18 protein-coding genes are annotated in these 23,043 nt (G+C 49.5%); 4 read left to right on the forward strand and 14 right to left on the reverse strand.

The window, feature by feature from the left end:
* Positions 1-319: 319 nt before the first annotated feature.
* The 7 genes from GPL15_RS23020 to GPL15_RS23050 all read right to left on the reverse strand — a co-directional run bounded on the left by GPL15_RS23020 (position 320) and on the right by GPL15_RS23050 (position 8,208).
* A complete protein-coding gene (locus tag GPL15_RS23020) occupies positions 320-1,804 on the reverse strand; it encodes a sulfatase-like hydrolase/transferase (protein WP_215701022.1) in 1,485 nt (494 codons plus the stop codon).
* 16 nt (positions 1,805-1,820) lie between these two features.
* Positions 1,821-3,341, reverse strand: a complete 1,521-nt coding sequence (locus tag GPL15_RS23025) for a tripartite tricarboxylate transporter permease (RefSeq protein ID WP_215701023.1) — start codon at positions 3,339-3,341, stop codon at positions 1,821-1,823.
* 32 nt (positions 3,342-3,373) lie between these two features.
* On the reverse strand, positions 3,374-4,429 hold the full coding sequence (locus GPL15_RS23030) for a tripartite tricarboxylate transporter substrate binding protein (protein WP_215701024.1): 1,056 nt from the start codon (positions 4,427-4,429) through the stop codon (positions 3,374-3,376).
* A gap of 37 nt (positions 4,430-4,466) precedes the next feature.
* Positions 4,467-4,931 carry a tripartite tricarboxylate transporter TctB family protein gene (locus GPL15_RS23035; protein ID WP_215701025.1) on the reverse strand — a complete coding sequence of 155 codons (465 nt, stop codon included), beginning with the start codon at positions 4,929-4,931 and terminating at the stop codon, positions 4,467-4,469.
* A 148-nt stretch (positions 4,932-5,079) separates the two neighbouring features.
* The gene (locus tag GPL15_RS23040; RefSeq protein ID WP_215701026.1) at positions 5,080-6,291 is read right to left on the reverse strand and encodes an ROK family transcriptional regulator; all 1,212 of its coding nucleotides are present in this window, start codon (positions 6,289-6,291) and stop codon (positions 5,080-5,082) included.
* 266 nt (positions 6,292-6,557) lie between these two features.
* Positions 6,558-6,998 carry a hypothetical protein gene (locus tag GPL15_RS23045; RefSeq protein ID WP_215701027.1) on the reverse strand — a complete coding sequence of 147 codons (441 nt, stop codon included), beginning with the start codon at positions 6,996-6,998 and terminating at the stop codon, positions 6,558-6,560.
* Between the two features lie 37 nt (positions 6,999-7,035).
* Positions 7,036-8,208 (reverse strand): collagen-like protein, encoded by a 1,173-nt coding sequence (locus tag GPL15_RS23050; protein ID WP_215701028.1) that lies wholly within the window; start codon positions 8,206-8,208, stop codon positions 7,036-7,038.
* A 439-nt stretch (positions 8,209-8,647) separates the two neighbouring features.
* Here GPL15_RS23050 and GPL15_RS23055 point away from each other — a divergent pair, with 439 nt between their 5' ends.
* A complete protein-coding gene (locus tag GPL15_RS23055; RefSeq protein ID WP_215701029.1) occupies positions 8,648-10,297 on the forward strand; it encodes a collagen-like protein in 1,650 nt (549 codons plus the stop codon).
* A gap of 522 nt (positions 10,298-10,819) precedes the next feature.
* The gene (locus GPL15_RS23060; RefSeq protein ID WP_252198586.1) at positions 10,820-12,238 is read left to right on the forward strand and encodes a collagen-like protein; all 1,419 of its coding nucleotides are present in this window, start codon (positions 10,820-10,822) and stop codon (positions 12,236-12,238) included.
* Positions 12,239-12,349: 111 nt separating this feature from the next.
* Here GPL15_RS23060 and GPL15_RS23065 read toward each other — a convergent pair whose 3' ends face one another.
* The 7 genes from GPL15_RS23065 to GPL15_RS23095 all read right to left on the reverse strand — a co-directional run bounded on the left by GPL15_RS23065 (position 12,350) and on the right by GPL15_RS23095 (position 19,531).
* Positions 12,350-13,153: an amidohydrolase family protein gene (locus tag GPL15_RS23065; RefSeq protein WP_215701030.1), complete on the reverse strand. Its 804-nt coding sequence runs from the start codon at positions 13,151-13,153 to the stop codon at positions 12,350-12,352.
* 71 nt (positions 13,154-13,224) lie between these two features.
* Entirely contained in the window at positions 13,225-14,244 is a 1,020-nt protein-coding gene (locus GPL15_RS23070) for an aldo/keto reductase (RefSeq protein ID WP_215701031.1), read from the reverse strand.
* A 15-nt stretch (positions 14,245-14,259) separates the two neighbouring features.
* Entirely contained in the window at positions 14,260-15,288 is a 1,029-nt protein-coding gene (locus tag GPL15_RS23075) for a sugar kinase (protein ID WP_215701032.1), read from the reverse strand.
* Positions 15,289-15,385: 97 nt separating this feature from the next.
* Positions 15,386-16,417 carry a sugar kinase gene (locus GPL15_RS23080; protein ID WP_215701033.1) on the reverse strand — a complete coding sequence of 344 codons (1,032 nt, stop codon included), beginning with the start codon at positions 16,415-16,417 and terminating at the stop codon, positions 15,386-15,388.
* Positions 16,418-16,464: 47 nt separating this feature from the next.
* Positions 16,465-17,115 carry a bifunctional 2-keto-4-hydroxyglutarate aldolase/2-keto-3-deoxy-6-phosphogluconate aldolase gene (locus tag GPL15_RS23085; protein ID WP_215701034.1) on the reverse strand — a complete coding sequence of 217 codons (651 nt, stop codon included), beginning with the start codon at positions 17,113-17,115 and terminating at the stop codon, positions 16,465-16,467.
* 105 nt (positions 17,116-17,220) lie between these two features.
* A complete protein-coding gene (locus GPL15_RS23090; protein ID WP_215701035.1) occupies positions 17,221-17,982 on the reverse strand; it encodes an IclR family transcriptional regulator in 762 nt (253 codons plus the stop codon).
* A gap of 67 nt (positions 17,983-18,049) precedes the next feature.
* Complete coding sequence (locus GPL15_RS23095; RefSeq protein ID WP_215701036.1) at positions 18,050-19,531, reverse strand: altronate dehydratase family protein; 1,482 nt, start codon at positions 19,529-19,531, stop codon at positions 18,050-18,052.
* 180 nt (positions 19,532-19,711) lie between these two features.
* On the opposite strand from GPL15_RS23095, the gene GPL15_RS23100 reads away from it, so the two are divergent.
* Both GPL15_RS23100 and uxaC read left to right on the forward strand, forming a co-directional pair.
* Positions 19,712-20,713 (forward strand): LacI family DNA-binding transcriptional regulator, encoded by a 1,002-nt coding sequence (locus GPL15_RS23100; protein WP_215701037.1) that lies wholly within the window; start codon positions 19,712-19,714, stop codon positions 20,711-20,713.
* Between the two features lie 19 nt (positions 20,714-20,732).
* Positions 20,733-22,139 (forward strand): glucuronate isomerase, encoded by a 1,407-nt coding sequence (gene uxaC / locus GPL15_RS23105; protein ID WP_215701038.1) that lies wholly within the window; start codon positions 20,733-20,735, stop codon positions 22,137-22,139.
* The last annotated feature ends 904 nt before the right edge of the window (positions 22,140-23,043 follow it).

Consider the following 23,043-nt stretch of genomic DNA (forward strand, 5'->3'; position numbering starts at 1 on the left):
GGAAAATCCTTAAGTATACTAAGCTCATGGCGTTTGAAGAATATACTTTTATTACTTGCTCCTTAAGTAAATGACATTGGTTCATAACCCAGTTTGTTCACTTGGGCACCATTCAGGCACCATTTTACCCTTTGCAGGACTATATTGCATACAGCGGTAATGCTGATTTCATGGACTTTTCCGGCTAAAAAAGAATTCTTTTTAACATCAAGGCTGAAGGCATTTTCGAAAATGCCTTCAGCCTTGATGTTAAAAGTTGATATAATCCTCACGCCACTCTCTACATTAAAATTCAAATACCACCAAATATGTAAAAAACTCACTCAAAAATCTTTTTTTTGTTCACGATCAGGTAATTCCGGTTCCTTCGCTCTCCTTCCTGATTCCACTCGTCATAAAGTAGATTTATATTCTGTTTCTTCGCCCATTCCCGCATGAGCATCATGTGGGGAAGGAAGGATTCTCTTTGGCGGTAGACCTGGTCTTCATCCCATACCTGTTCCAGTTGGGATTTCAGTTCTTCTTTGATACAGGCGTATTTTTCATCGTTTTCCAGATTGTGGTTTTCTGAGGGATCCAGCTCCAGATCATATAGACAGCCATTCTCATATCCGTAATAGGACACATATTTGTACTGCCCTTTCCGTATCATTGCGGCGGGATCTTCGCCTTTTATATCGCAGATTTCACTGATTACCGGACGGTCGTTAGGCAGGTCTTTTCCATTTAGAAGATATGACTTCAGGCTGATCCCCTCTGCACCCGGAAGATCGGGAGCGGACGCAAAATCGGTCAATGTGCAGGAAATGTCCAGAAGGCAGGACAGGCCCTGAAACCTGAGGCCCGCAGGAATTTTGTCCTTCCAACTGAAAATCATGGGGATTCGCAGGGATTCTTCCCTCATATTGGATTTCCAGAACAGGCCGTGATATCCGATTCCGTCCCCATGATCCGAGGTATAGAGAATGATGGTATTTTCCAGCCCTAATGTCCGCTCTGCGGCATCCATAATCCGGCCTAACAGCCGGTCTTCATACTCCACCATGCCGTAGTAGGCGGCCCGGACACGTTTGATTTCCTCCGCTGTTTCATGCCCCAGGCCCCGGTTTTTTAAAAACTTTCTTTCAAATGGGTGCATGGCATCCAGATCCTCTTCTTTCATCACTTCCGGTTCCGGGAGAATGCTGTAATAATAGTCAAACAGCTCTTCAGGCGCCACATAAGGGGAGTGGGGGCCGTAAAGGCCTACGGTTAAGAAGAGGGGCCTGCCCTCCTTTCGGTTTTCCAGGAATTCCACAGCGGCATCCGTCACATCCAGGTCGTATGCCATGACCGAACATTCTCCCTTACCGGACCGTTCGATCCCGGTTCTCCCCGGCATGGCGCATTTTGAAAAATATCCATACCTTCTCTCCGCAAATGATACGCCCAGCACTGCGGTGGTAATATCCCCCACCAGCCGCTTTTCATAACCGTGCCGCTGATCCGGCCCTACGAAATGCATTCTTCCGCTGAGCACAGTTTCATATCCCGCCGCTCCCAGGCAGTGTACGAACGTGGCCCGGTCGCTGGGAAGGCTCTGGGCATTGTTAAAAATGCCTCCCGTATGGGGCATGAGCCCGGTCAGCATGGATGATCTGCTGGGAACGCAGAGAGGCGAATTGCAGTATGCATGTTCCATCAGCGCGCCATTTTGGGCAAGCCGGTCCATATTCGGCGTTCTCACCCATGGGTCGCCGCCAGCATGCACCACTTTTCCGTTATGCTCATCTGTTAAAATCATTATTATATTCGGCTGTTTCATGAACTACTTCCCTTCGTCATTTAATTTCCGTTCGAATCCTCTTCGCCTTGATTCCATCTTTTGCATTGCTGTAGATCAAATAAACCACCACCGCTAAAATGCCGATGCAAAGCGGCCTTTTTAAGATATAAAATACCATGGCGGTATTATGGGCATTGGCTAAGGACAATGTTTTTACGAAATTCTTCTCGATAATCCCGCCCAAAATCAGTCCCAGCAAAAGCGGAGCGCTGGGTATGTCCAGCTTAGTGAACAGAAAACCGATCACCGCAAAGATACAGGCAAAAAATACGTCTGCCATGGAATTTCTGGAACTGTAGGCTCCCAGCAGACAGCACATGATCACCGCCGGAATGATGTATTTCATTTTAACTTTCAGAATTTGTGAAAACAGCGGGATTCCAAATACACCGATCACCCCCATAAATACAACCGTTAACAGCATTCCGAATAAAAATCCATATGCTACCTGGGGCGTCTCCGTAAATAACTGGTTTCCCGGAATCAGCCCATGGATGGTCAGGGCTCCCAGCATGATGGCCGAATTGGTGGAACCCGGAATTCCAAGTCCCAGCATAGGAACCATGGAACCGCCAACTGCCGCATTATTTGCGCTCTCCACCGCCACAATGCCGTCCGGCGCTCCCTTCCCGAACTGCTCCGGCTCTTTCGAAATGCGCTTCGCCTCGCTGTAAGCCAGAAAAGAGGCAATAGCTCCGCCGGTTCCGGGCAGGATGCCGATAAATGTCCCCATAAAGGAAGATTTCCACAATGTAACCCGGAATGTGGTCAGCATCCGTTTCATCGCAGTAACCGCTTTAATATTGTTCTTTAATTCAAAATCAGCCTTCTGCTCTTCGCTGTTTTTCATGATATAGGCCTGGTGGACCATCTCCGAAATGGCAAACAGACCGATAATTGCAGGAATCGTATCGATTCCGGACAAAAGCAGTTTACTCCCGAATGTAAATCTGGTAAATCCCGTAGACGCCTGCATCCCGATCATGCTGAGAAACAGCCCTAAAAATGCGGACATAATTCCCCGCATCACCTTCCCGCTGGACATGCTGCCCACAATGGCCAGGCCGCAGAGGGAAACCAGGAACATTTCCGGAGGGCCGAACCTCAGAGACAGCCTGGCAAGCAGCGGAGTAAACAGGATCAGCGCAGCCACGCCCACAAATCCCCCGACACAACTGGCAAGAACAGCATAATACAGCGCCTCTTTTCCCAGCCCCCGTTTCGCCATGCGGCTGCCTTCAATGGCAGTGCAGGTTGCATTTACCGTTCCCGGAACGTTGAGAAGGATTGCGGAAATCGCTCCCCCGTATCCAGAACCCATATAAATTCCGCCCAGAAACAAAAGCCCTACCGCAGGAGGCATGCTGTAGGTAAACGGAAGCATCACCGCAATTCCGATCCCGCCGTTTAATCCTGGTATGGCGCCCAGCACGATACCGAATAATGTCCCGAAAAAACCGGACAGCAGCATAACCGGCTGAAAGGTATTTAAAAATATGCTCAATAACTGGCTCAATTGCTCACCCTCTCCTTCTATGCAAATGCCGCCTATTGGCTGCCGGCCTGTGACTGGCGGAACGCGAAGTTTTCATCGATGAAAGCCTTCAGCCCGTCCCCGGTCAAATACGTGGGCATATCGTACTGGGAATTGATCTGCTGGATCAGTTCGCCATCCGGCACATAGATTTCATCCAGCCTGGCAACAATGGCATCCACCAATTCCTCAGGCATACCGGCCGGCCCCAGCAGCAGACGGTTCATAGGGCTGACCGCATCTTTTACTCCCAAATCCGTTATACAGGGGACGCCGTTTAAAATGTCATACTTCTGAGAAGTCATTGTAACAACCGGCGCACATTTGTTTTCATACGCCTGGGCGCAGAATGAGGTGGCTACCATACAAGCATCCACATGGCCGCCCATCAGGTCTGCAAACGCTTCCGCTCCGCTGCTGTATACGATTCCGTTAAATGCAACCCCCAGTTGTTCATTGATAATATTCAAAACCTGCTGTCCCGTGTTATTGGCAATTGCAATCGTGCACCCTCCGGGATTTTCTTTCGCGGCAGCGATCAGATCGTCAAAAGAGGCGTATTTCGCATCCTGGGTATAAATTGCGTCTGCGGGTTCCAAAAGTGACGCTATGTAGGTAAAACTGTCCTTGTCATACTCCACGCCTTCAATACCGTTCACAATATGTCCAAAAATATCCCGGACGGAAACGATTTCCAGGTTATATCCGTCCGGATCCTGCTTCAAAAGCTCGTTGGTTGCCACAATTCCGTTGCCTTCCGGTTTATTGGTGATGACGAACGACGCTCCTGTCTCTTTCTCCAGCGCGCTGCATACCAGGCGGGCCGCTTTGTCCACGCCTCCTCCGGCTTTATAGGGAACGGTAATCTGAACCGTTTTTTCCGGCCACTCTGGCGACGGCTTTTCTGACGGCGGCTCTGCATCTTTGGTTTCTTTACTTTCCGCCGCTTTGGCCGTCTGTACGGTTTCCGGCGCCTGTGCCTGCGGCGCATTTCCTCCCGAACCGGAACAACCGCCTAAAAGAGTACAGACAACCGCAGACGACAACAATAACCCAATTAATTTTTTCATGTAAAACCCTCCACTTTCATTGCGCGCCGCAAGAACTTCAGAACAAAAGCCCTTTCGGCATATTCACCCTCAACAGTACCGTAAATGCCACATATAACACCGCTGTCAGCGCAAGGTTATAGCAGGCCAGCTTTCCCACATGTTTCATAGTCCGCTCTTTTTCCAGTAAGAGCCCAATGGCCATACATACAACATACAGCGTGCTGTAAATCCCCAGAAACTCCATAGCCGGTCTCACAATCAGCAGAAATGCCAATATGATGAGCTCCGGCGCCGTCACTCCTGTCCCCTTCTTATTCTTCTCTTCTGACTGCAGCAGCGCTTTTCCTGCCATCAGAACCCCGATTATAATCAGCGCCGTGAAAATAACCCTGGGATAAATCTGGTAGAGTTCCGGATTCTTATCTTTTTCCATCAGCAGAAATCCCCCGAAAACCACTGCAAAAATACCGATAAAGAATTCCTTTTCCCCGAAGACTTTTTTGTTTAACCGCAATTTCACCCGGCCTCCTTCTTCTTTATTCCCTAAGCACCTTCTTCTTTAAAGCCGCTTCCCCTGTCATTTGCCCTGTCATTTCTCCTGTCATTCTTTCCGTCATTTTTCCATTGCCGCCTTCTCTCCCATACCCCTTTTCAGATTTCCTTTTTTCCTAATACCTCCTTCCCAACAGAGCCTCTATTGCCAAAAGCCCATTTCCGATTACCGGTTTTCCGTAATTGCTTCTGCAGCAAAACAGGGTATGGTTCTCTTTCAGAAACGGCACCTTATTCTGTACATTTTCCCGGATGATTTCCCGGTACAGCCTGTGATTTTCCACCATAATTCCCCCGTAAACAAAGATCGTGGGATTCATGATATTGATGTAATTAGCAATTCCCACAGAAAGCATGGTGGCCGCCTGAGTGACCACTTCTTCCGCCAGAAAATCTCCTTCATCGGCGGCGCTCAGAATATCCTGCACCGTAATGCTGCCGATCTCCATATGTTCCAGGCTGCTGGATCTCCCCATCTTTAAAAGGGTGACGAAGCGCTTTACAATGGCTTTAGCCGAGGAATACGCGTTGATGCATCCATAATTCCCGCACTCGCATCTTTCTCCCCCCGCCACAATCACCATATGGCTGAATGCATCATCCTGATTGTAAATCGGACGGATGATCGTTCCATTTTGAATGCTGCCGATCCTGATTCCCCCGCCTCCGCACAGCAGGAAACAGAGATTGGAGCAGTGTTTCCCCTGTCCCAGCAGGTATTCTCCCATACATGCGCCGTTTGCCGAAGTCTCAATGATCACCTCCGTATTAAAAACTTCAGAAACCTTCTGCTTCAGCGGAAAATTCGTCCACTCCTGGTTGGGCAGCATTGACGGAATCACATTGAGCACCGCGCCTTCCGTCTTCTGGACCGAACAAAATGCGCTCATCCCTGCCATCTTCACTTCCTGGGGCAGAATCCCATTTTCCTCAAGGATTTTATGATACAGTTCCTCGATGATAAAAATTCCTTCCTGAGGGGTATAATCACCGTTCATCGTCTTCGATTTTAAATCCACCAGCTTCCCTGAATAATGCAGCACCGCCACGTCTATATGGTACAAACCGATCATCAGCCCCACGCTGAATATCCTCTTTTCCCCATTCAGAGAATAAAGCAGCGGCCGTCTTCCTCCCGTGGAATCCCCTTCTCCACATACAACCACATATCCGGCTTCCTTCAGGCTTTCCAAAAAACGGTTGGCCGTGGGTCCTTTAAACCCCGTCTTCTCAATTATCTCGTCCTTGCTCGCAACCTCATTTTCAAATATTGTGCGGAGCACTGCCATCTGTTCCAACGACATATCCTTTAATAAATATTCTTCCATAACATCTCCTGTTTATTGTCTGATAGTGCCAAAAAAACTGGTTCCTATTCGCTTTTTCCTAACATAATTATAACACTTTATTTATATTTGTAAATAAGTTTCGGAATTTATTCTATTTTTTTCTTTACTCGCTGTGTTTATAACCATATTTTGTTATAACTTAAATATGTTTTTAAATAAAGTTCCAATGATACCTCCGGTACTTCAACTCCCCTTGCTGTGATAACTTCAAATATGCTGCATTCCGGTGCCATTCCAAACCTCATTTATGAAGGCGGGTCCTGCGGCTCCAGATCTTTAGGCGGAATCGTCTGAAGTTCCCCAACGATGTCCCTGTTTGAAAGAATATTATCTACAGTTGCCAAAGCCTCTTTAAAATACTTCACAATCCCCCGCATATACATGCCCACAATCAGAGTTACGGAAATCAGCCTGCTGAAATCATCGTCCATCAGGCCCAGATGGCTCAATATCAGCGGGGCCACAGTAGACACCACAGCCAAAATTGCTGTAGACACCCCGATGGCCAGCATCCTAAGGATACTGATCCCAAGCTGGAAACTGTTCCAGGTCTGACCGATCAGCCTGATATGATAATAGATTCCCGCAATGATATTTGCCAGTACACACAGGGCAAACATTCCAAACATGATGCAGACCCAGATCAGATTTTCACTGAGCGGCTTCCAAATTTCCTTCCAAATCATACTTCCTCCTCACTCATAATGAAACGCACTCTGGCTGTCATATATGATCACATTCAATATATAACCCGCCATTAACCGTAATATTAAATTCAAACCCCTGTTTTTTACTGACAATGCCGCAAAGAACGGCCGTCAAAGTCCCGGCCGGCAGGGCAGTCCTCAAATTGAACCTGGAACCGCGGCGGATACTGTATTGGGATATCGGCACATCTTCTGTCTCAGATCCAAAAGGATCGCCATAAGTCAGAGTATCCTTCAGGATATGGAACTCCAATGTGGCGCCGGTACACACAGCCAGACATGCAAATGGGCGTATTCTGTCTCCGGCCTCCAGAATTAGAAATTCCCGTGCGGTAAAGGCCACCTGGATGCTGCGCAGCATTCCGTTGAACGGCATCACAAATAAATCCGGATCGGAGACAAAAGCTTTCATTCCTATCATTCCCGATTCCCATTCTCCTGACTGAAAATGAATTGTTTCACAATTGCGGGCATTGCTAAAACCGGCAAAAACGACCCTATCCGGTTTCCCATTCTCATCCGCAGTGAGCTTCACACCGCTGCCGGTTTCCGCACCGCTGCTGTCTCCCACAATGCTGAAAGGAATGACCACATCTGCCGGTCCACGGGCTCCCACAGCCCCTTGTGGTCCGGTATCTCCCTTCTCCCCTTTCGGCCCAGCCGGACCAAGGGGCCCTTGTTCCCCTTGCGGACCCGGACATCCCATATATCCCTGCGGTCCCTGAGGCCCGGTTTCCCCCTGCACTCCCTGTTCTCCTTGAGGCCCTTGTTCTCCCTGAACTCCCCGTTCCCCCGGCATGCCTTTATCGCCCATAGGCCCCGCAGGCCCCCTGGCTCCCGGATCTCCTTTAGGGCCTACCGGCCCACGATCCCCCTGCGGGCCCATCGGCCCCGGATTGCCCTGAACGCCCCGGGGACCTGCGCATCCAGGATCTCCCTGGGGACCAATATCCCCACGGATCCCCTGCGGCCCCCGAGGTCCCTGAGGTCCCGCTGTTCCAGGCGGCCCCTGACAGCCGCAGTCCCCTTTAGCTCCCTGCGGGCCCCGCTCTCCTCTCTGACATTGCAGTCCCGGCTGCATATCACATGGCTGGCCGCATGGTTCATGGAACGGACGGCATATATTCATATCGCAGTTAGACGGCTGATACCCGGCTGGACAGCCGGATGGCCGATTATAATAAAACATCAAACGTTCCCTCCTCGCTAAAGCACATCATAAAACAATGTATGAAATATAGGGAGGACATGTGATCTTCTATGAACTTCTAACCTCAGCAGCTCCTGCTTTTCATGTTTTTACAAGCGCTCTTTCTCATCCCTCTCCCTGTCCGGTAACAATAATCTGACAAGCACATATATTGTCATCATGTGAGCGTAATACAGAAATTCAAGCGTTCATCATTTTCATTTCAGGAAGGAGATAGATAATGAATAGTCATAATTCCAGCTATCCGGACGGGTGCAAACCTTCTGAGAACAGTACGTCAGTTCAAGGCGTCCAGGGAATACCGGGCCCCCGGGGCCCCCAAGGGCTAAGGGGCGAACGGGGATACCAGGGACCTCAGGGGATGAAAGGAGAACCGGGGTGTCCCGGAATGGCAGGCCCACGGGGAGAGGCAGGACTTATGGGCCCACGGGGTATGCAGGGCATACGGGGAGAAACAGGTCCCAAGGGCGATCCCGGATGCATGGGGCCTCAGGGAATCCGTGGAAACCGGGGGGACCTGGGACCACAGGGTGACCGAGGGCCCGTTGGACCTCATGGAGACCCTGGAATCATGGGACCGGCCGGTCCTAAGGGCGAAAATGGATATCCAGGCACACGAGGTCCCATAGGGCCGCAAGGGCCTCAGGGCGAACAGGGGATACAGGGCGAAATGGGGCCTCAGGGAGCCCAGGGCGACGCAGGCTGTCAGGGTCCTCAGGGGGAAGAAGGCCCGGTTGGACCTATTGGCTTACAGGGAGAAACAGGAGCTACAGGTTCCACGCCGTCTATCTCAGTGGGAAACGTTTCTTCAGATAGCGAGGCAGAGGTAACAGTCAATCCCACAGAAAATGGTATTTCACTGGATTTTACCATACCTGCCGGTCCGGCTGGAAGCCGGGGCGCGCAAGGTATCCAAGGCCAACAGGGGATTCAGGGCGAAATTGGCGAAACTGGCAGTCAGGGCGGGAAAGGCCCGCTTCCAACAGTTGATATTGGAAATGTATCTTCCGGTGATGTGGCGGATGTGACGGCTGCCCCTACTGAAACAGGCATTTCTCTGAATTTTATTATCCCCACAGGAGCTGCCGGACCACAGGGAGAACGTGGTGATCAGGGACAGCAGGGGGAAAAGGGCAAAACCGGTGGACAGGGACCGACCGGAACCGTGCCCACGATTGCTGTAGGGGATGTTTCTTCCGGATCCGAAGCCGGTGTGACAACACTTCCGACGGAAACAGGAATCATGCTGAATTTCGTACTGCCTTCCGGGCCGGAAGGACCCCGGGGAATTCAGGGCGAACAAGGGGAACCGGGGCCCCAGGGCCAGAAAGGGGAAAATGGCCCGGCTGGTCCCAGGGGGGAAATGCCCGCCGTGGCCATAGGAAATGTCTCTTCCGGCGACACTGCGCAAATAACAGCTAACAGCACCGAAGATGGCGTTGCGCTTACTTTCATCCTACCCATCGGTCCGGCTGGACCGCAGGGAGAACAGGGCGCACAAGGCGTTCAAGGGCCCAAAGGCGAAAACGGCGATATGGGTGAGAAAGGGATCAGCGGCCCCTCTCCTGAGATGGCAGTGGCAGAGGATACTCCTACCAGCTATAAGATCAGCTTTTCCACTGCTGAAGGAAATATGGTCACGCCGGAATTAAAGCCCTCTATCGATTACCACAATGTGAATTTATCTGTCTCCAATAATCCGGTTGATATTCCAGTCGGAAAACTGATTCTGACTGCAGCACCCGTTTCTTCAAGTGTCATCAAGCTTTCCCTTAAAGCTGCGGATGCATCAAAACCGATTTTGGCAGATATCCGCCGCACCGGTATTTACGACACCACTGTCAGGTCCCAGACGTATGACAATACCACGATAACCAGCTCAATCGTGCTGGACGATACGGTTTACACCCTGTCCCAGGAAATCCACTGGACAATAATCAGACAGCAAAACCCGGATAACAGCCTGTGGTCGATGTGTAAAATCGGGACCTTCGCTTCCGCCTCGGGAGCCAGAACCTCAATCTGTCTGAAATGGTTGTATACGGACAGCTCATTTACCACCCCGTAACAGGCACAGGCCTCTTCATCATATTTCAATGTAACCTAATGTTTTGTCATTTTATGGCTATATATAAAACGCTGATAGGAGAATCACATGAATAATAATCTAAGTAATTGTTCGGGCAGCTGCTGCTCCTGCCCCATATCCAATGAAGACAGCATTGCAGTCCAGGGACCGCAGGGAGAACGGGGACCAGAAGGACTGCAGGGGCCGAGGGGAGAACGAGGACCCCAAGGCGAACGAGGGCCAAGGGGCGACCAGGGGGTTCAGGGCGTGGCCGGGCCCCGCGGCTCAGCAGGCCCCCAGGGCCCTGTCGGACCACAAGGCGTGCGCGGAGATGCAGGTCCTAAAGGGGATCCCGGTTATATGGGCCCTCAGGGTATTCCAGGAATCCAGGGGCCAATGGGGCCCCAGGGCAACCGCGGACCGGTTGGACCACAAGGCATTCCTGGCCCGGCCGGTCCGGCCGGACCCAAAGGCGACAGAGGCGAGCAAGGAGAAAGAGGCCCCGCAGGAGAACAAGGGCCTATGGGGGAACAAGGGCCGCAGGGAGAAATCGGACCTCAGGGAACGCAGGGGGATGCCGGCTGTCCCGGCCCGCAAGGGGATCAGGGGCCCATGGGGCCCACCGGATTAAAGGGTAACACCGGTGCCACCGGAGCGGCGCCTGCAATCGCCATAGGAAATGTTTCTTCTGGTTTGATCCCGGAGGTTACAGCTGATCAGGCAGATACCGGCATCACATTAAATTTTATTTTGCCCATCGGCCCCACCGGCCCTCAGGGTGATCAGGGAATTCAGGGAGAACAGGGGCCTCAGGGCGCGATGGGGAACACCGGCCCCAAGGGGGACACCGGCGCAGTGCCCATCGTCACCGTTGGAACTGTCATATCCGGCAGCAATGCAGATGTGAAGGCTATCTCCACGGAGGACGGCGTTTCACTGGATTTCACCTTACCGGCCGGCCCCACCGGACCTGCGGGAGAAAAAGGCGATGCCGGACCCCAGGGCGAACCGGGGGATACCGGCCCGCGGGGTCTTACAGGAGCATCCCCCACCATTGGCGTAGGCGGGGTTACTTCCGGCGATAACCCGGAGGTGACGGCTGATCCGACAGCAGCCGGCATCGAGCTTAATTTTGTGCTGCCCGTCGGCCCGGCCGGCCCCCAGGGTGAAAAGGGTGATCCAGGTGAACAAGGCCCTCAGGGAAATCAAGGCGATACCGGCCCCCAGGGTCCTGTTGGAGCGGTTCCCACTGTCGAGGTCGGCACGGTTTCTTCCGGAAACGACGCCGATGTAAAAGCCAATCCTACGGAAAATGGAGTAACCCTGGATTTTGTACTCCCCATCGGACCAGTTGGCCCGAAAGGTGATCAGGGACTAATTGGAGAAACCGGTCCTCAGGGAGAAAAGGGCATAACCGGCCCCACCGGAGCGACCGGACCTGCCCCGGAGATATCGGTGTCCGAAGATACGGCCATGAGTTATAAGCTCAGTTTTAAAAGCGGCCAGCAGGAAATCGTCAGTTCCAACCTCCGGCAGGCCATAGAGTACCATAATGCAGACTTATCCACGACAGGCAGAACCCTCAACGTTACGATTGGAAAGCTGGTCTTAATTTACGCTTATGTGAACACCTCCTCCATTTCAATCGCCATCCGGCCCGCAAATCTGTCCCAGTCGGTTTTGGCGGATATCCGTCGGACCAGCATCTACGACTCAGCATCCATCGAGTCCCAGACGAACAATGATACGAAAGTGAGTGCATCTTTGACACTGGACGGCACGGTTTACAGCCAATCCCAGGAAACCCACTGGATGAGAATCCGGCAGCAGGATCCTGACAGCGGCTTATGGTCTATGTGTGAAGTCACCTCCTTTATATCCGCGCGGGGAGCCAGAACTTCCGTTTGTGTTGAATGGCTTTATACGGACTGTTCCTTTTAGATTGTATAAGAAAAAAAGTAAAAAATCTGCCGTCTGTTCAAACGGCAGATTTTTTACTTTGAACTCATTTATTCAGACATGTCTGATCGTCTGACAGCCGGGATTTATGGATCAAAACCCATAAATCCTGGCTGCATTCTCATAAAACACCTGTTCCTGATACCTCTCCGGCACAATACAGGCAATAAACTCTATATAATCCTTTAGATTCACCAGCGGCCAATCCGTCCCGAACATGATTCTGTCATAGCTTATATACTCCAGCCATGTCTGCAAAGCGGCCACATACCCCTTTTTCTCTTTCAAAAACTCAGGAACCATAACCCGTCCCTCCAAAAGCCCGGATAAATCAGCCGCCACATTCCGGTTTTTGCTGACCACCGCCGCCGCGTCATTGAGCCACGGATTTCCAAAATGGCACATCACAAACTGTACGTCCGGATGCCTGACCGCCGCCTCATCCAAGGTCAGCGGATGGCTGTACTTTAAAAGCGCATTGGGGCCTGCCGTCTCACCTGTGTGGACGGCAACCGGCTTCTTATAAAAAGCCGCCAGCTCATATACCGGATCATACATGGGATCTGTGATATAATACGGATTATAACCTGGATAGAGCTTTACGCCTGCGCACTGATCCTGCTTTAAATGGTATTCCACCTGCCCAATGGCATCCTCTATCTTATGTAATTCCATATAATGGCTGTCCAGTCCAATACAGTAACGCAGAAATTCAGGATATTGGTGGCGTTCCGGTTCCAGCCCCCTGTTTCCCATCACCACGCCGCCTGTAATTCCCAGCTTTTCATATTGAGACCACAGATGAGCCGCGTTATTGTCATGCCCTGCCGCCGCCGCAATTCCATCAAAATACTGGTCGTTAAGACAAAAATGAAGATGCGCATCAATTATTTTCATGTTCCTTCAGCCTTTCTAAATACGCCGTTCTAAATACGCTTTTCCAAATAAACCGTTCTAAACAAGCCTTTTTAATAAGCCTTCCCCGCCAGAATTTCCTGGTAATCCTGATAATTTTTAGCCAGCAGATCCGGCGTGTTAAGGCCGTAAGGGCATTTGCTCATGCACTGGCTGCAGTGCAGGCACTCTTCAATTTTTTTCATCATTTCCTGTGATTTGGGCGTCAACTGCTTCTCCGACGGCGAACGCCTGATCAAAAGCGACATTCTGGCGCAGGTGTTGATTTCAATTCCCACGGGACAGGGCATGCAGTATCCGCAGCCACGGCAGAATTCTCCCAGCAGCTCCGCTCTGTCATGGTCGATCAGACCACGGAGTTCTTCCGTCATAACCGGCGGGTTTTCCACATAGGATAAAAATTCATCCAGCTCGCTTTCCCTTTGAACGCCCCAGATCGGCAGCACGTTGTCAAACTGGGCCAGATATGCATAGGCGGCGGCAGAATTGGTGATCAGGCCGCCGGATAATGCTTTCATCGCGATAAAGCCCATATCCGCCTTTTTACAGCTCTCCACCAGGGCGATGTCCTTCTCCGTGGCGAGGTAGCAGAACGGGAACTGCAATGTCTCATAAAGGCCGGATTCAATGGCCTCATTCGCCACATGCAGCCTGTGGTTGGTAATCCCTATGTGGCGCACCCTGCCCTGGGCTTTTGCTTCCAGCATGGCTTCATAGAGACCGGTGCCATCCCCCGGCTTGGGACAGAAATCAGGGTTGTGAAACTGGAAAAGATCGATATAGTCCGTTTTTAACAGCCTGAGGGATTCCTCTAAATCCTTCCAGAAACCTTCCGCCGTTTTAGACGGGGTTTTCGTGGCGATAAATACCTGGTCCCGGATTCCCTCCAGCGCTTCGCCCAGCTTTTCTTCACTGTCCGTATAACTCCTGGCCGTATCGAAAAAGCGGATCCCATTGTCAAATGCCTTCCTGATCAGCTTCACCGCCTCTGATTTCGGAATCCGCTGGATCGGCAGCGCGCCGAACCCATTTTTGTCTACAGTAATACCTGTTGAGCCTAATGTTACCTGCATTCCATTTCCCCCTTTTTAACGGGCCATCTCACTCTGAGGTCCTTTCTGGTTGTGTGCTCTGATAATTGTTTCGATTTCTTCCAAATCCGATGACGGGAGGTCACCCGGTATGGTATTCTTAACGGCGCTGGTAGCATTGCCGTACTGAATCGCTTTTGCGCAGTCAAAATTGTTGGAAAGCAGGCCGTATAAAGCGCCTGAAATATACGCGTCCCCGCTTCCGATTCTGTCAACTACTTCTATGTCACGGTACGGTTCTTCTTCATAATATTCATCTTTTTTCGCATCATACATGACAGAACCAAACGTATGGCGTTTGGGGCTGTGCACGATTCTCTGGGTGGACGCGATAATGGAGATCGGGTATTCCTTTGCAAAACTCTTCATCATCTCTTTGGCTGTCCCCGTCTTTTTAAAGGTCAGCCTGGCGGTATCTTCCGAGCAGAAAAAGATATCCACATATGGAAGAATCTTTTCGATGCATTCCCTGGCCTCTTCTCCGGTCCACAGATTCGCCCTGAAATTCACGTCAAAGGAGACTAAGGTTCCGGCCGCCTTAAACCGCTTAATCATTTCCAGTGTGGTTTCCCTGGATTTCTCACTGAGGGCCAGGGTGATGCCGGTGGTATGGAAACATCTGGTGGCCGTATACACGTCCTCTGGAATCTCGTCGATATTTATGGAATAAAAGGAGCTGTTCACACGGTCATAAATCACTTTCGGCTTTCTCGGATAAGCGCCGTTCTCATAATAATAGATTCCCACACGGGCAGATGGTGAGTTATCGTACATAAAATAGTCGTCACTGACGCCGTAAGAACGGATCTTGCTCTTCATAAAGCTTCCCATATCGTGAGATGGAATCTTGGAAATGATTCCGGTATGAAGGCCCAGCAAAGCCACGCCCACCGCAACGTTAAGCTCCGCTCCTCCTACCTGTTTAACAAACGTATCTCCTCTTGAAAGCCGTTCATTATTTGGCGGGGATAAACGCAATAATAACTGTCCCAATGTCAATAAATCGAAATTTCTCTCACTTTCCATCTCTGTTTTACCTCGCTATTTTAAGAAAGGGACAGTCCTGATGCTCCTATGAGCAAAAGAGCTGTCCCTTTAGTCATTTACTTACATTCTTTTCAGATTATCTCTGTACACGGCCTGATCCGTCGCCGCCTGCTAAGCTGTCTACATCGGCACGGGTTACCAGGTTGAAGTCTCCAGGAATGGTGTGCTTTAATGCGGAAGCTGCCACTGCAAATTCCAAAGCCGCTTTCATGTCTTTGCCGTCAGCCAAACCGCAGATTAAACCTGCTGCAAAGGAATCTCCGCCGCCTACACGGTCTACGATAGGGGTGATGGAGTATTTTCTGGAATGATAGAACTCACGGGTCTTACCATCCATGATGCATGCGGACCATCCGTTGTTGGAAGCTGAGAAGCTTTCACGCAGAGAGCTGATGATGTATTTGAAACCGAACTTGTCAGCCATCTGGTTGAAGATGTCAACATATCCTGCTAATTCCAGTTCTCCGGAAGTAACATCCGTGTTGCCCGGTTTGAAGCCCAGTACTTTTTCAGCGTCTTCTTCGTTGCCGATGCATACGTCAACATACTGCATTAAGTTGGTCATAACTTTCTGAGCCTTCTCAGAAGACCATAATTTCTTACGGAAGTTTAAGTCAACAGAAACGGTTACGCCATGAGCCTTAGCCGCTTTTAAAGCAACTTCAGTCAGTTCTGCAGCCGCATCGCTGACAGCCGGTGTAATTCCAGTAAAATGGAACCAGTCGCAGTCAGAGAAGATTGCGTCAAAATCAAATTCATCCGCTGTTGCAGTGGAGATAGAAGAATGAGCTCTGTCATAAACAACGTTGGAAGCTCTCATTGCTGAGCCTGTCTCTAAAAAGTAGATGCCCAGTCTCTCACCGCTTCTGGAGATATATTTTGTTCCTACATTGTATTTTCTTAAAGCGGCAACTGCGCATTCACCGATCGGGTTTGCCGGAACTGCGGTTACGAACTGTGTATCATGTCCGTAATTAGCCAATGAAACTGCTACGTTAGCTTCTCCGCCGCCGTAGTTGATATCGAACTCATCTGCCTGAATAAATTTCTCATTATTAGGGGTAGATAATCTTAACATGATCTCGCCCATGGTAACAATCTTAGCCATTTTATAATCTCCTTATATATAAATAATATAGTTCTTTTGTTTCCGGTTTATGCGCGTGCTGCTGCAACTGCCGCTACAAATTCCTGAGCTTTAGCCGTAACTGCGTCGAAATCGCCTGTTTTAGCTCCCTTAGTAAGGCTGCTGCCTGTACCAACTGCGCAGGCGCCTGCTTTCAGCCACTTATCCACATTGTCTACATCCACGCCGCCTGAAGGCATGAACTCGCCCTGAGGAAGAGGTCCTTTGAAGGAGCTGATCGCTGCCGGTCCTACGATGTTTCCTGGGAACACTTTAATGATATCGCATCCTGCTTCCAATGCTGTGATCGCTTCGGTTGGTGTCATAACGCCCGGAAGCATCGGAACTCTGTAACGGTTGCAAAGCTTGATGGTCTCTACGTTTAAGCCTGGGCTCACAACATAGTTAGCGCCTGCAAGGATCACTGCTCTTGCTGTTTCAGGATCCAGTACGGTGCCCGCACCGATTACGACGTCTGGATTGGATCTATATTTGTTAGACATGAGCTGAATGAACTCAACCGGGTTTCCTTCATCCATAGTCATAGTAATTTCGATGAAATTGATGCCGCCTTTGATGATGGCGTCAACTACTTTTTCGCCCTGCTCTAAGTTCTTCGCACGAACAACGGCAACTAAACACTGTTCTTTCATTTTTGAAATAACTTGTTCTTTTTTCATGATTATTCCTCTCTCTTTCTTATTCGTATATACGATTAGCTTTCATAAATACGATTTTATACTTAAATATTAATAGTTACCAGTCCATTTGTCAACATCAAATCCCTATATTTTTCCAAGAAATCCTAATAATTTTGAAACTTCACCCGCTTTTTCTTTGGCAAGCAGTCCCAGGGCTTCATAATCTTCCGAAGGCTTGTACAAACTGGAAATGCTGATGGCTCCCAGCACGTTTCCATCCGGGCCGAACACAGGTGCGCCCACACATTCCATATGGTCTTCCACCTCTCTGGCATCCAGGGCATATCCCTTCTGCCGCACCTTCTCAAGCTCCTCTAACAGAGCGTCCGCCGACAGGATGGTGTTCTCCGTCTTCTTCTGGAATTTTATCTTGCTTAAAATCTCATCCCTGGTCTCCTCTTCCGTAAACGCCAGTATGGCTTTTCCCAGGGAAGTGCAGTACATCGGATTCTTCGATCCCACAGTGGATGTGGTGATAATGGGATTTTCCGGTTCAAATTTACAGATATACACGATCTCATGGCCTGAACGCGTACCGAAAAAGACGGTTTTCCCTACCTCTTTAGCAAAGGCGCGCAGCTGCGGTTCTATTGTCCCGATAAAATCCAGATTATTGGTATAATTGATGCCGATCCGGTAGGCGGTGAGGCCGATGGTATATCTCTGTTTCTGGCCCCGCAGAACATTTACCATGCCCATCTCGCCTAACGTGGTCACAATGTCATAAGCGCTGGTTTTGGGCAGATCCATTCTCTCACAGATCTCGTCCAGCGTGATCCCCTCCGGATTCTTGGAAACCATCTTTAAGATTTCCACGGTCCGCTGTGTTGTCCTGTTCAGTTTCATGTTCAAGTCCCCTTTTCAAAAGTCTCTGCCTTCAGTATACCCATGTTTTCTGAACCGCGCAACCAGATTATAACGTAACTCCCTGTTTGAAAATCGCCATATCATGGAATCCGGCCTCTTCCGCCTTCACCTTTTTGCCGGAAGCCACTTCCAATACATATTCAAACAATTTTTGTCCCATTTCTTCAATGCTGGAATCTTCCACAACCGGACCTGCGTTAAAATCAATCCAGTTATTCTTATGGCCTGCAAGAGTGGAGTTGCTGGAAATTTTAACCGTAGGCACCGGAGACGCAAATGGAGTTCCGCGGCCGGTTGTAAACAATACGATATGCGCGCCGGAAACCGCCAGCGCCGTGGACGCCACCAAATCATTGCCGGGCGCGCTAAGAAGGTTTAAGCCCTTAACCTGAACCGGCTCCGCATAAGCCAGAACACCCTTAACCGGAGCGCTTCCCGACTTCTGGGTACATCCCAGGGATTTATCTTCCAGGGTGGAAATGCCGCCCTTTTTATTGCCCGGCGACGGGTTCTCATAGATAGTTTGGTTGTGGCTCGTAAAATAATTCTTAAAATCGTTAATTAGTGATACTGTTTTTTCAAAAAGCTCCGGCGTCTCACACCGGTTCATCAAAATGGTCTCGGCTCCGAACATCTCAGGAACCTCCGTCAAAATCGTGGTTCCGCCTTTGGAGATCAGAAGATCGGAAAATGCCCCAACCGCAGGATTGGCTGTAATTCCCGACAATCCGTCTGATCCGCCGCATTTCATGCCCACAATCAGTTCGGCTGCATCGATCTTTTCCCTTGAGAAGGCCCCGGCATAAACGGCCAGCTCTTCCAGAAGTCCCATCGCTGTTTCCATCTCATCTTCCACATCCTGGCATTGGAGGAATTTTACCCGCTGTTCATCGTATTCTCCGATATAATCCATTAAAATAGGAATATTGCTGTTTTCACAGCCCAGCCCCAGCACCAGAACACCGGCCGCATTGGGGTGGTTGATCATATCAGCCAGAACTTTTCTCGTATTCTCCTGATCATCCCCCATTTGTGAACATCCATACGGATGAGGGAACGATATCACGTCTTCCACGGTTCCCTTAACGAACTTTTTAGCCTGTTTTTCCAGGGCCTGTGCGATAGAATTCACACATCCTACCGTTGGGATGATCCAGATCTCATTCCTCACTCCGACTTTGCCGTCAGCCCTTCTGAATCCGTCAAAATACACATGTTCCGTTTCCTTTAACGTGGATGGCTGAGGCTGGTAGCTGTATTCCAGAAGATCCCCCAAAGCGGTCTTTAAATTGTGAACATGAACCCACTCTCCTGCATTCACGTCTTCCTTGGCAAAACCGATGCGGAAGCCGTACTTCACAACTTCTTCCCCCGCTTTTACCGGTTTGACCGCGAACTTATGCCCCTGGGGGATATCCTCTGCCGTGGTTACGGAAATACCGTTCACGTTCAGCGTCTCGCCCTTTGCAATCGGCCTTAATGCAACCGCTACATTGTCATCCTCATGTATCCTGATAATATCCTGCATCCTGCTCATCTCCTGCTTTCTTTAATTTGGAAGTCATAAAATCAATGTAAGTACTTACAAATATTCTACAAAATCCCGGAAGCAAAGTCAATAAAAAAATGCAAAACTCTTGCATTTTTAATGGTATATATGTATAATAAACCTAAGTTGTAAGTACTTACAGAATGTAGAGGTGATGATTTGAATATTTACGACGTATCGAAAAAAGCCCAGGTGTCCATCGCTACCGTATCAAGAGTGTTAAACGGGAATCCCAACGTCAGTGAGAAAACACGCAAGCGGGTTCTCGCCGTCATGGATGAACTCGGCTACACCCCTAATGTATTCGCCCGCGGTCTGGGACTGGGCACCATGAAGACCATCGGAATCATGTGTTCCGACTCTTCCGATCCCTATCTGGCCAGCGCCATTTACTACCTGGAACGGGAACTGCGCAGCAACGGTTATGATTCCATCCTTTGCTGCACCGGCAATCTTCTGGAAACTAAAAAAAAGTATTTTGACCTGCTCCGTTCCAAACGTGTGGACGCGATTATCCTGGCCGGTTCCCAATTCATAGAGGCCAAGGCAAAGGATAACTCTTACATTCTGGATGCGGCCAAAGAACTTCCCATCATGCTGGTAAACGGCTTCCTGGAGGGCGAGAATATTTACTGTACGGTCTGCGATGATGTTTCTGCCACTTATCAGGCGGCCGGTTTATTGATCCGCTCCGGGAAAAAAGACATTCTCTATCTATATAACAGCACAACCTACAGCGGCCTCAATAAACTTCAGGGTTATAAAAATGCCCTGCTGGACAATGGTCTGGAGGTAAATGACGCATATATCCATTTATGCCCCAAAGACCTGGGTTCCGCCAAAGACCTGCTGATCCGGCTTCACGAATCAGGGCTGCATTTCGACGCGGTTCTCACGGCTGCGGACGAACTGGCCGTAGGCGCTGTCAAATATGCCCATGTAAAAGGTCTTAAAATTCCTGATGAACTCAGCATTGTGGGTTATAATAACTCCATCTATTCATTATGCACCGATCCTGAAATCACATCCGTTGACAATAAGGTCGAGGCGCTCTGTACCACTACCATCAATACGCTGATGGGCGTTTTTAATGGCGGCAACGTGCCAAGTAAAACCACAGTTGCAGCCGATTTAATAAAAAGAGATACAACTAATTTCTAAATTCAAGGAGGATTTTATCATGAAAGCATTTATGGACAAAGATTTCTTATTATCCACCGATACAGCCAAAACCCTGTATCACGATTACGCAGAAAAGATGCCGATTTTAGACTATCACTGCCATATCAATCCCCAGGAAATCTATGAGGACAGGAAATTTGACAATATCACTCAGGTATGGCTGGGCGGCGATCATTATAAATGGCGTCAGATGCGTTCTAACGGCGTAGATGAAAAATACATTACCGGAGATGCCAGCGACAGAGAGAAATTCCAGAAATGGGCGGAGACCATGCCAAAACTGATCGGCAACCCGCTGTACCACTGGAGCCATTTGGAATTACAGAAGTATTTCGGATATAACGGATATTTGAATGGGGATACCGCTGAGGAAGTATGGAACCTGTGCAACGCCAAATTACAGGAATCTTCCATGACCGTCCGCAACATCATCAAACAGTCCGATGTCACCCTGATCTGTACCACAGACGATCCCGTTGACACACTGGAATGGCATGATAAGATTGCGGCCGATACCACCTTTGATGTTCAGGTTCTTCCTGCCTGGAGACCGGACAAGGCCATGAACATTGAAAAACCCACCTTTGTTCCCTACATCGCTAAATTATCAGAAGTCAGCGGCGTGGAAATCAAAGATCTGGATTCCATGAAAAAAGCCCTTCAGGTCCGCATGGATTACTTTGCAGAGCGGGGATGCCTCGTTTCAGACCACGCATTGGAATATGTGATGTACGCTCCCGCTTCTGATGAGGAGTTAAACGCCATTTTCGCAAAAGGCGTTGCAGGCCAGGCCATCAGCCGTGAGGAAGAATTAAAATACAAAACAGCTTTCATGTTATTCGTCGCAAAAGAATATCACAAACGCGGCTGGGTTATGCAGCTTCATTATGGATGCAAACGCGACAACAACGCGCTCATGTTTGAAAAACTGGGCCCGGATACCGGCTTCGACTGCATCAACAACTACGCTCCTTCTTCAGAAATGGCTGATTTCTTAAATGCACTCAGCGCTACTGATGAAGTTCCGAAAACCGTGCTTTACTCCCTGAATCCAAACGACAACGCTTCCATCGGATCCATCCTCGGCTGTTTCCAGGATCCTACCATGGCAGGCAAGATCCAGCACGGTTCCGCATGGTGGTTCAACGATCACAAAATCGGCATGACAGAGCAGATCACAAGCCTTGCAAACCTGGGCTGCCTTGGCAACTTCATCGGCATGCTGACAGATTCCAGAAGCTTTATCTCCTACACAAGACATGATTATTTCAGAAGAATCCTCTGCGATATTTTCGGCGCTTGGGTTGAAAATGGGGAGTATCCGGCTGATATGAAATCACTGAAGAGTTTGGTTGAGGATATTGCTTATAATAATGCAGTTCGTTACTTTGGGTTTAAGTTGTAAAATTGATATTTAGCTGGAGAACGTTACGCAGAAAAGAGGGGGTGAAACCGGGCGGAACACGGCGGGATGGGCCGGGAACGGGGGACGCCGGTGGGCTTTTCAGGGTGACGGCTCATGGTTTTGGCGGGGGCATCTCTAGGACAGAAAAGAAGGGAAATGAAGGGTACCGAGAACATTCATCGAAGAATTTCTGAAGAAATTTTCGATTCAGGTTCTCTAACTTGCTGACTTTGAGATCAGCAAGTTCCCCTCCATTTCCCTTCTTTTCTGCCCAAGAGCTGCCGACCGCCAAAACAAATCGCCGTCACCCTGAAAAGCCCGCCGGCGTCCCCCGTTCCCGGCCCATCCCGCCGTGTTCCGCCCGGTTTCACCCCCTCTTTTCTGCTGGTTTTCTCGGACTTAATTATTAAAATGGAATTTTCCGTTGGAGATATAAAATAGGATATATTATTTTGTATAGACTTTGTTTTGAATAGAGTTTGTTTTATAAAGAATTGTCTTAGGAAAATAGTATTTTTAATGCTTACTAAACTGTATAGTATTTAATTATCATTATGCAAAAATCTTGCGGGAACATTATAGAACAGACCAATGTCTATGGTATTTTAGAAGGAATTTTTTCCTTCTTTCCTCCAGCCAATACCCAGCCATGGAACCCGGGAAGGCGGGGGGCGGGGCCGTTTGGGACGGCGTAGGCGGCGGTTTAGCGCAGGTGGTCTGGGGCCGGCAGGAGGCCGGAGCACGGTTCGCGGTTTCAGCGATTTGTGGCGGCCGTCGGCAGTTCTTGGGCTGAAAGGAAGGGAAATGGAGGGGAACTTGCTGACCTCAAAGTCAGCAAGTTAGAGAACCTGAATCGAAAATTTCTTCAGAAATTCTTCGATGAATGTTCTCGGTACCCTTCATT

Origin of the sequence: Clostridium sp. MCC353, from assembly GCF_018785315.1 — a bacterium.
Taxonomy (GTDB): domain Bacteria; phylum Bacillota; class Clostridia; order Lachnospirales; family Lachnospiraceae; genus CHH4-2.

Bases quoted from the DNA above. Each gene is read 5' to 3' on its own strand.
- GPL15_RS23040 (WP_215701026.1), bottom strand. From the start codon at position 6,291: ATGGAAGAATATTTATTAAAGGATATGTCGTTGGAACAGATGGCAGTG.
- GPL15_RS23095 (WP_215701036.1), bottom strand. From the start codon at position 19,531: ATGCAGGATATTATCAGGATACATGAGGATGACAATGTAGCGGTTGCA.
- GPL15_RS23085 (WP_215701034.1), bottom strand. From the start codon at position 17,115: ATGAAAAAAGAACAAGTTATTTCAAAAATGAAAGAACAGTGTTTAGTT.
- GPL15_RS23090 (WP_215701035.1), bottom strand. From the start codon at position 17,982: ATGAAACTGAACAGGACAACACAGCGGACCGTGGAAATCTTAAAGATG.
- GPL15_RS23030 (WP_215701024.1), bottom strand. From the start codon at position 4,429: ATGAAAAAATTAATTGGGTTATTGTTGTCGTCTGCGGTTGTCTGTACT.
- GPL15_RS23045 (WP_215701027.1), bottom strand. From the start codon at position 6,998: ATGATTTGGAAGGAAATTTGGAAGCCGCTCAGTGAAAATCTGATCTGG.
- GPL15_RS23050 (WP_215701028.1), bottom strand. From the start codon at position 8,208: ATGTTTTATTATAATCGGCCATCCGGCTGTCCAGCCGGGTATCAGCCG.
- GPL15_RS23020 (WP_215701022.1), bottom strand. From the start codon at position 1,804: ATGAAACAGCCGAATATAATAATGATTTTAACAGATGAGCATAACGGA.
- GPL15_RS23055 (WP_215701029.1), top strand. From the start codon at position 8,648: ATGGGCCCACGGGGTATGCAGGGCATACGGGGAGAAACAGGTCCCAAG.
- GPL15_RS23065 (WP_215701030.1), bottom strand. From the start codon at position 13,153: ATGAAAATAATTGATGCGCATCTTCATTTTTGTCTTAACGACCAGTAT.
- GPL15_RS23060 (WP_252198586.1), top strand. From the start codon at position 10,820: ATGGGGGAACAAGGGCCGCAGGGAGAAATCGGACCTCAGGGAACGCAG.
- GPL15_RS23080 (WP_215701033.1), bottom strand. From the start codon at position 16,417: ATGGCTAAGATTGTTACCATGGGCGAGATCATGTTAAGATTATCTACC.
- uxaC (WP_215701038.1), top strand. From the start codon at position 20,733: ATGAAAGCATTTATGGACAAAGATTTCTTATTATCCACCGATACAGCC.
- GPL15_RS23070 (WP_215701031.1), bottom strand. From the start codon at position 14,244: ATGCAGGTAACATTAGGCTCAACAGGTATTACTGTAGACAAAAATGGG.
- GPL15_RS23075 (WP_215701032.1), bottom strand. From the start codon at position 15,288: ATGGAAAGTGAGAGAAATTTCGATTTATTGACATTGGGACAGTTATTA.